6 protein-coding genes are annotated in these 6,279 nt (G+C 74.9%); 1 reads left to right on the forward strand and 5 read right to left on the reverse strand.

Translation table 11 applies throughout. The features are described 5' to 3' along the window. Window positions 1–67 precede the first annotated feature (67 nt). The 5 genes from ACFU7Y_RS37860 to proB all read right to left on the reverse strand — a co-directional run bounded on the left by ACFU7Y_RS37860 (window position 68) and on the right by proB (window position 5,173). A complete protein-coding gene (locus ACFU7Y_RS37860; protein WP_224284516.1) occupies window positions 68–1,129 on the reverse strand; it encodes a hypothetical protein in 1,062 nt (353 codons plus the stop codon). 96 nt (window positions 1,130–1,225) lie between these two features. After that, window positions 1,226–1,810, reverse strand: coding sequence for a hypothetical protein (locus ACFU7Y_RS37865; protein WP_380771073.1), 585 nt, complete (start codon window positions 1,808–1,810; stop codon window positions 1,226–1,228). Between the two features lie 89 nt (window positions 1,811–1,899). Continuing rightward, window positions 1,900–3,222: a glutamate-5-semialdehyde dehydrogenase gene (locus tag ACFU7Y_RS37870; RefSeq protein ID WP_224285262.1), complete on the reverse strand. Its 1,323-nt coding sequence runs from the start codon at window positions 3,220–3,222 to the stop codon at window positions 1,900–1,902. Between the two features lie 92 nt (window positions 3,223–3,314). Then, complete coding sequence (locus tag ACFU7Y_RS37875; RefSeq protein WP_380771074.1) at window positions 3,315–3,839, reverse strand: hypothetical protein; 525 nt, start codon at window positions 3,837–3,839, stop codon at window positions 3,315–3,317. A 197-nt stretch (window positions 3,840–4,036) separates the two neighbouring features. Next, entirely contained in the window at window positions 4,037–5,173 is a 1,137-nt protein-coding gene (gene proB / locus ACFU7Y_RS37880) for a glutamate 5-kinase (protein ID WP_224285371.1), read from the reverse strand. A 306-nt stretch (window positions 5,174–5,479) separates the two neighbouring features. Between proB and ACFU7Y_RS37885 the strand changes: the two genes are divergently transcribed. Then, complete coding sequence (locus ACFU7Y_RS37885) at window positions 5,480–6,241, forward strand: hypothetical protein (protein WP_380771075.1); 762 nt, start codon at window positions 5,480–5,482, stop codon at window positions 6,239–6,241. Window positions 6,242–6,279 lie beyond the last annotated feature (38 nt).

Genomic DNA, 6,279 nt, shown 5'->3' on the forward strand with positions numbered 1-6,279 from the left:
ACGGCGGCCAGCACCCGGTGTCCCGCCCGGGGCACCGGCCGCCGCGCCGTTCCACGGCCCGGGCGCCTCAGCTGCCCGCCAACACCCCGCACACCTGCCAGCCCGGCCGGGCGTGGTTGCCGGGGTCGACCGGCGTCGGCGGCGCGACCACCGTGCCCTGCGCGGTGGCCAGCACCGGCTGCAGGAAGCCCGCCGTCGAGGTGCCGCAGGGCTCCGGCCCGGCCTGCACCACCGAGTCCACCAGCCGCAGCTGCGCCGAGGCCAGGTCGACCCGGTCGAACTCGAAGGTCAGCTGCCGCCGCACGGTCTCCAGGGTGACCGGCGCTCCGGCCGGGGCGCCGGCCGGCTTCAGCGCGTAGACGAAGGTGTGGTCGGTGGTGATCTGCAGGGTCCCGCTGTCCGCCTCGTCGATCCGCATCGCGCCGGCCACCTTCACGGTGTTCGAGGCCAGCGCGACCTGCGCCGGGTCGAAACGGACCATCCAGCCGGTCACCGCGTGGTGCCGGTCGTCCACCGGCTGCGCCACGCTCGCGTCGAACTCCGCCTGCTCACCGGACGTGACGAAGGCCCGGACGTCCGCGGTGGCGCCCTGGACCAGCGTGGCCGGGGACAGCGAGGAGGCGACCAGGTAGCGCTGGACGGTGTCGAGCGCCTTGGCCACCTCGACCCGGCTGAAGTGCCCGCTGGCGGCCCCGGTCGGGGTGTTCAGCCCGATCGTGCCGTCCCCGTACCCCGGCGGCAGCACGGCGAACGGGTTCGCCGGGTCGGCGACCGGGTGGACGGCCGAAGCCGGGCTCAACGCGACCAGGCTGACGGTCAGTTGGCTTCCCTCGGGCCGTACCGCGACCCCCTTCGGCGAGCTCACCCCGAAGTACACCGCGGCCCCGAAGGCGAGCAGGATGAGCAGCAGCAGGGCGAACGCCTGACGCGGGACGGTGCCCAGCAGGCCGAACCGCCCCCGCGGCCGGGTGGCCTTGCCGAAGGAGCCCGCCAGCCGCTCCCGGGCGGACAGTTCCTGGATGCGGGCAGCCCTCACGAACGATTCGTCGAACACGACGGACCGGAATTCGTCCTCGTTGCCGGAACCGCCCTCGGGCGTACCCTCCGGAGGCTCTCGCGGGTCACCCACACCACCAGGGTAGGCGGACACCGGCGCCGCCACGAGGGTCAGGGCGCACATTCCCGGGAACGCTCCGTGACCACCGCCCCGGGGCGTACGCCCGCGCTAGCCGGCGGGCGCGGTCACCACCAGCGGGGGCTCGGCCGGTGTCTGCCCCGGCTCGACCCCGGCGCTGCTGCTGCCGGACTCGGGGCGCCGGGGCGTGCCCGAGGAGCCGCCCACGCCCTGGTAGACCGCCGCGACCGCGACCGCCACCAGGCTCACGCCCATGATCACGGCGAGCACCCAGGCCACCGGCCGGTGCCAGCGCTGCTGGGCCACGTACCGCCCGCGGGCGCGCACCGGGTCGTAGCCGCGTCGCCACCGCCGCCGGACCCGGCGGTCGGCCGCCCGGCCCGGCCCCGACCAGGGATCGGGGTAGAGGTGGTCCGCGTCGAGTCCGCTCGGGTACGGGCGCAGCTCCAGCGGCAACCCCTCCCCGGCCGGGACGTCACGGCCCCAGCCCGGGCCCGCGGTGTCCGGCTCGAACCGGGCCTCGGCGGCGGCGAGTTGCCGCTCCTTGGCGGTCGGCTCGTGCACGGCGGCGGACCGGACGAAGGCCTCATCGAAGACCACGGTGGCGAACTCGTCGTCCGCACCACCGTGGTCGGCGCCGTCGGGGTACGGGAAGCCCCCCACATCCTCAGCCACGGATTCAGCGTATTACCGGCCGGGCGATTTGTCTGTGGCTCCCGGCAGTTGGTCCGTCACACGTGTGACGGCCGCCCCGCGCACCGCGTTCAGCGGGCGTCCGCGCCCCCGCCGACGGTCTGCGTGGACTCGCCCCGGACGTGCCCGTCACCAGTGACGATGTACTTGGTGCTGGTCAGCTCGGGCAGGCCCATCGGGCCGCGGGCGTGCAGCTTCTGGGTGGAGATGCCGATCTCCGCGCCGAAGCCGAACTCGCCGCCGTCGGTGAAGCGGGTGGAGGCGTTGACGGCCACCGTGGTGGAGTCCACCAACCTGGTGAAGCGGCGGGCGGCGGCCTGCGAGGTGGTGACGATCGCCTCGGTGTGACCGGAGGACCAGCGGCGGATGTGCTCGACGGCGGCGTCCAGCGAGGGCACCACGGCGGCGGCCAGGTCCAGCGAGAGGTACTCGGCACCCCAGTCCTCGTCGGTGGCCGGCACCACGGTGGCCGGACCGCCCTCTGCGGCCTTCCGCACCGCCTCGTCGCCGTGCACGGTCACCCCGGCCTCGGCGAGCGCCGCCAGCGCGAGCGGCAGGAAGGCGTCCGCGACGTCCTGGTGGACCAGCAGCGTCTCGGCCGCGTTGCAGACGCTGACCCGCTGCGCCTTGGAGTTCAGCAGGATGCCGACGGCCATCGCCAGGTCGGTCTCGGCGTCCACGTAGACGTGGCAGTTGCCGGTGCCGGTCTCGATCACCGGGACGGTCGAGCCCTCGACCACGGTGCGGATCAGCGAGGCGCCGCCGCGCGGGATCAGCACGTCCACGTAGCCGCGGGCCCGCATCAGCTCCTGCACCGAGTCCCGGCTCTCCCCCGGCACCAGCTGGACCGCGTCGGCGGGCAGCCCGGCCGCGGCGACGGCGTCGCGCACCACGGCGACCAGCGCGGTGTTGGAGCGGTAGGCCGACGCGGAGCCGCGCAGCAGCACCGCGTTGCCGGACTTGAGGCAGAGCGCGGCGGCGTCCGCGGTGACGTTCGGGCGGGCCTCGTAGATGATGCCGACCACACCGAGCGGCACCCGGACCTGCCGCACGTCCAGGCCGTTGGGCAGGGTGTAGCCGCGCACCACCTCGCCGACCGGGTCGGGCAGGCCGGCCACGTCGCGCACGTCGGAGGCGATCGCGGCGATCCGCTCGTCGGTCAGGGTCAGCCGGTCGATCACCGACTCGGCGGTGCCCGCCGCCCGGGCCCGCTCCACGTCCTCGGCGTTGGCCGCGACGATCTCGGCGCTGCGGGCCACCAGGGCGTCCGCGACCGCCAGCAGCGCGGCGTCCTTCGCACCGCGCGGCAGCGGGGCGAGCACGGCGGCGGCCTCCCTGGCTCGGCGCGCTACGGCGAGGACGGGGCTGTCGGCGGTGGCGAGGTCGCTGGTCATGCCGCCAAGGGTAGCGACTGCGCCCGTCCCGCCCGGACGGCATTTCGCCCGGTGAGACGCCACCCCGGACGATCCCGGCCCGGCAGGACGGCTCAGTACGGGTGCACGCCGCCCAGGTGCGGCGGCGGATCGCCGAAGCCCTCCGCCACCCGTTTGTGGTACGTCGCCCGGTCGACCACCTCCAGCCCGACGATCTCCCAGGGCGGCAGGTTCGCGGTGACCTTGTGCTCGCCCCACAGCCTCAGCGCGATGGCCGCCGCGTCGTGCAGGTCCCGGGCCTGTTCCCAGTAGCGGATCTCTGCGTGGTCGGCCGCGTAGCGGGCGGTCAGGAAGAACGCGTGGTCGTGTGCCAGCTGCTCCAGTGAGGCGCGCAGCGAGGACAGCGGGGTGACCTGCCCGGCCACGCTCAGCACCACGTGCCACAGCCGCGCCTGCTCGGGCACGGTGGGCGGCTGGGCCGCCCGGTCGCGTTCGGGCCGCAGCCTGCGCACCCCGCCGGGCCTCTGCGACGGCGGACCGGCCGGCTCGGCGGGGCCGTCCCCGCGTCCGCCGTCGATGCTGGTCAGCCGCCGGCCCGCCGTCCCTGCGGTCAGCGCTGCCTCGCGCCTGCGTTCCACCGGCGGCCTCCTGTTCGGCGATGTCGTGTCGTCCCCACCGGCCCCGTCGGCCCTCGGCCGACCGGTACGGCTGCGCCCCTCCTGGCCCGTGGCCGGGCCGCTCCCGGTACGGAGCGGCCCGCCGTCCGCGCTGCGCCGATCGGCCGGTGCCGGCCTCTGGGGCCTGTCTCATCGGTCCTTGTCAGGCCGCGGGCCGGTCAGCCCCGCAGAACGACCAGGTCGTCGCGGTGGACGACCTCGCGCTCGTACGCGGCGCCGAACTCCTGGGCCAGGTCGCGGGTGGACCGGCCGAGCAGGCGGGGCAACTCCCTCGCATCAAAGTTGACCAGTCCGCGAGCCACGATGTGGCCGTTTTCGGCAAGAAGGTCCACCGGATCACCCGCGGCGAACTCCCCGTCGACCCTGGTGACCCCGGCCGGCAGCAGCGAGGCGCCGCCGGAGAGGACCGCCCGTACGGCGCCCGCGTCCAGGTGCAGCGCCCCGCGCGGGCTGCTCGCGTGGGCCAGCCAGAGCATCCGGTCGGAGGTCCGGCTGCCGGTGCGCAGGAAGAGCGTGCCGGTGGGCCGGCCGGCCAGCGCGTCGGCGGCCTGGCTGGCGGCGGTCAGCACCACCGGGATGCCCGCGCCGGTGGCGATCCGGGCCGCCTCGACCTTGGTGACCATGCCGCCGGTGCCGACCCCGGCCTTGCCGGCGCTGCCGATCTCGATGCCGTCGAGGTCCTGCGGGCCGCGCACCTCGGCGATCCGGCTGGTGCCGGGGCGGGACGGGTCGCCGTCGTACAGGCCGTCCACGTCGGAGAGCAGCACCAGCAGGTCGGCCCGGACCAGGTGGGCGACCAGGGCGGCGAGCCGGTCGTTGTCACCGAACTTGATTTCGGCGGTGGCGACGGTGTCGTTCTCGTTGACGATCGGCATCGCGCCCATCGCCAGCAGCTGGTCCAGGGTGCGGTAGGCGTTGCGGTAGTGGGCGCGCCGGCTGGCGTCCTCGGCGGTGAGCAGCACCTGGCCGACCCGGATTCCGTACCGGGCGAAGGAGGCGGTGTAGCGGGCGACCAGCAGGCCCTGGCCGACGCTGGCGGCAGCCTGCTGGCGGGCCAGGTCCTTGGGCCGCCCGTCCAGGCCGAGCGGGGCGAGCCCGGCGGCGATGGCGCCGGAGGAGACGAGCACGACCTCCGGGGCGTCGGGGCGGTTGCGTACCTTGGCGAGCGCGTCCACCAGGGCGTCGACGCGGTCGGCGTCCAGGCCGCCGGCCGCCGTGGTCAGGGAGGAGGAGCCGACCTTGACGACGATCCGCCGCGCGGTCAGCACCTCCTCCCGCAGAGAGTCCTCGCTCATCTCGCTGTACGCCCTTCCGGTGTGGTGCGGGTGCGACGGGGCCCGGGCCCTGCCGTCAGCTCCGAAATCTACGCGATCGGCACAGGTCGTCCGCAGGCTGTTTCACCGGCTGGATCCGGCCTGGTCACGGCCCTGCCACAGCCCGTGCATCAATCCGGCGGACTGGTATGGTCCCTGACCGAAAGCCAGATCGGGGGACGGCTTCTTGCCCGCTGGACCCATGTCGTCTTCGACCCTTCCTGTCACGACGGGCGGCGCCGCACTGGGCAAAGGCCGGCAACGGTCGCGGCCGTGCGCCCAGGAGAAATGCGCATCATGCGTTCGTACACCACCAAGCTGACCGTCGCCGCGCTCGCGGCGGCCACCGCCCTGTCGCTCGCGGCCTGCGGGCCGGACAACGCGGACACCCCGGCCGGTACCGGCGGCGCCACCGGCGCGGCTCCGGCGCAGACCGGTGCGACCCCGGGGGCCGCCGCCGGGGGTGCGGCCGCCGGCGGTTCGACCGCGGCTCCGACGGGCGCGGCGACCGGCGGAGCGGCGGGCGGCGGCGCCGCGGGCGGTGCCGGCACGGCCGGGGCCACGGGCGGCGGAGCCGGGGGCGGCGCCGTCCCCGCGGCCGCCACCAGTGTGAAGATCGGTCAGCCCGCCACCGTGGACTTCGCCGACAAGACCGCCAAGGTCACCACCAAGCTGGAGATCACCGTCACCGGCGTCGAGGTGGGTTCGGTGCAGGACTTCACCGCCGCCAAGCTCAGCATCGGTGACCTGGGCGGCCGCACCCCGATGTACGTCAGCTACACCATCAAGAACCTCGGGGACGCCAGCCTCTCCTTCACCGCCCCGGACGCCAAGTTCGTGCTCTTCGACACCACCGGCAAGAAGGGCCTCAACGTCTTCACCGCCGCCGCCCCGCTGCCCAAGTGCACCAGCGCGAAGTTCCAGGGCCTGGCCAAGGGTGCCGAGGTCAAGGGCTGCACCATCATCTCCACCCCCGGCAACACCCCGGCCGCCGTCGGCTACACCGACCTGGTCGACCCGCTGAAGCTCCAGGCCTCCTGGACCAAGTGACGCCCCCGTCGCCGCTGAGCACGCGAACGGCCCCCGCC

Origin of the sequence: Kitasatospora sp. NPDC057542 (assembly GCF_042801945.1) — a bacterium.
Classification (GTDB): Bacteria; Actinomycetota; Actinomycetes; order Streptomycetales; family Streptomycetaceae; genus Kitasatospora.

Excerpts from the sequence above, each read along its gene's own strand:
- ACFU7Y_RS37885 (WP_380771075.1), top strand. The coding sequence starts at position 5,480 with ATGCGCATCATGCGTTCGTACACCACCAAGCTGACCGTCGCCGCGCTC.
- proB (WP_224285371.1), bottom strand. The coding sequence starts at position 5,173 with ATGAGCGAGGACTCTCTGCGGGAGGAGGTGCTGACCGCGCGGCGGATC.
- ACFU7Y_RS37870 (WP_224285262.1), bottom strand. The coding sequence starts at position 3,222 with ATGACCAGCGACCTCGCCACCGCCGACAGCCCCGTCCTCGCCGTAGCG.